The sequence below is a fragment of the Limnothrix redekei LRLZ20PSL1 genome (assembly GCF_043235035.1).
Taxonomy (GTDB): Bacteria; Cyanobacteriota; Cyanobacteriia; order CACIAM-69d; family CACIAM-69d; genus CACIAM-69d.
The window spans coordinates 1-1,374 of record NZ_JAZAQF010000062.1; the positions used below are offsets into that span (position 1 = coordinate 1).

General features: G+C 54.6%; 2 protein-coding genes and 1 pseudogene. 2 read left to right on the plus strand and 1 reads right to left on the minus strand.

Annotated elements, in window-relative coordinates; all coding sequences use genetic code 11:
- A partial coding sequence (locus VPK24_RS11160; RefSeq protein WP_393013258.1) for a hypothetical protein occupies positions 1–260 on the minus strand: 260 nt, incomplete at its 3' end.
- Positions 261–570: 310 nt separating this feature from the next.
- Between VPK24_RS11160 and VPK24_RS11165 the strand changes: the two genes are divergently transcribed.
- Both VPK24_RS11165 and VPK24_RS11170 read left to right on the plus strand, forming a co-directional pair.
- Positions 571–762: a hypothetical protein gene (locus VPK24_RS11165; protein ID WP_393013260.1), complete on the plus strand. Its 192-nt coding sequence runs from the start codon at positions 571–573 to the stop codon at positions 760–762.
- 272 nt (positions 763–1,034) lie between these two features.
- A pseudogene (locus VPK24_RS11170) lies at positions 1,035–1,374 on the plus strand (hypothetical protein); the annotation flags it as partial.

A 1,374-nucleotide genomic window follows, 5' to 3' on the forward strand; every position in this document is an offset into this window, starting at 1 on the left:
TGTTGGATTGTGTCAGCGATCGCGATCTTGTCTGAGCTATCGGCCGGCCCCTTTACTTCCCATCCATTGGCGTGGGAGTAGACCAGCAGCGCCCATTTATCGTTAGGCGCGATGATCAGCCACTCAGAGCGCTGGTTGCGCTTGCGGATGGTGTAACCCAGTTCCTTCAGGGCTTGCCGAACTCGGGCCACCAGTAGAGACAGTTGCTCTGCCCCGAAGGTGAGAGCCTCAGTGCGGTCGTCGTAGATAGATTTCTGCATAGGCAATTTTCCGAAGTTTGGGGGGAAGGAAAGTGGGCGATCCACCACACAGCCGATCGCCCGCTGCAAACCAATCTCTCAACACCACTCAGGGACGCAAATTCACGCGGTGATCTCGGGTGCAAGGTGGCCGGCCGCCGTTTGTGCCGGTCTCCCCCAAATCCCGCGCTGGCCTATGGCCACGCCATCAGGGGCGCTTTGCTCAATTTCAATTTATCCCTGATATAATTCAAATAATAAATCTATCCGGGATTAAAAATCAAGCATTATCCCGGATAAAATTGGGGGATAGTTATGGGGGACTCTTTCAATGCGAGCAGGACGAAAACCAACCTACGGCGAGCAAAAAAAGGTTTACGAACTGACCCTGACTCCCACGGCCCGCAAATTGCTGACAGTGAAAGCCAAGGCGCTGCGAACCAGTTCCAGCGAGCTAGTAGAACGCTTTGCACGGGATCTTCTGGGCAACGACCTAAGCCGCGAACTCACGGGAAAACCCTGAGCTGCTTGATTGCGGAATTGCGAGATCAGATTGAGGATTGCCAATTAGACAGAGAGCGCCTGGAGCACAGGGAGCAGCGCCTCAAGGAGCGTCTGAGCAATTTAGAGCAAATTCTCGCGGAGTGGCAGGAAACTGTAGAAACGCTCGCGCCTGAAGATCCGCCGACCCCAACCGAGTAGCGCCCAAAAAAAACGAGCGATCGCCCGACGCGATCGCTCGTTTTGCTTAGTTGTGAAAAGGCTCTGTGGTTTGGTAATTCTACCCCGGGAGAAATGAGAGAGCAGCTCGCATTAGGTTTTGGGAACATCCCAATTTCGGCAGAATTGAAGCCCGATCGCAAAAGCAGGGAGCTTGACCCCAGTTGGGGGCCTGCACCAACCGCACCACCTGCACCACCGGAAGCCGATCGAAAGATCGATCGGTTGTCGATCGCCATCCAGGCCGCCGCCAAACTATCCCCCTCGGAACTGCTGTTATTGCAGGACGCGATCGCGGGATTGTCCCAAGCTCTTAGGGAGCAAGCCCCCGCTCAAACCCAAGAAAACCGCTCCCTAAGTTGTGGAAAAGCCGAAAAATCGGCACAACCGAGCGGTGGATATTTCGAGCTAAAAA

What these genes read in the sequence shown, in the direction of transcription:
- VPK24_RS11165 (WP_393013260.1), top strand. Translation starts at nt 571, where the DNA reads ATGCGAGCAGGACGAAAACCAACCTACGGCGAGCAAAAAAAGGTTTAC.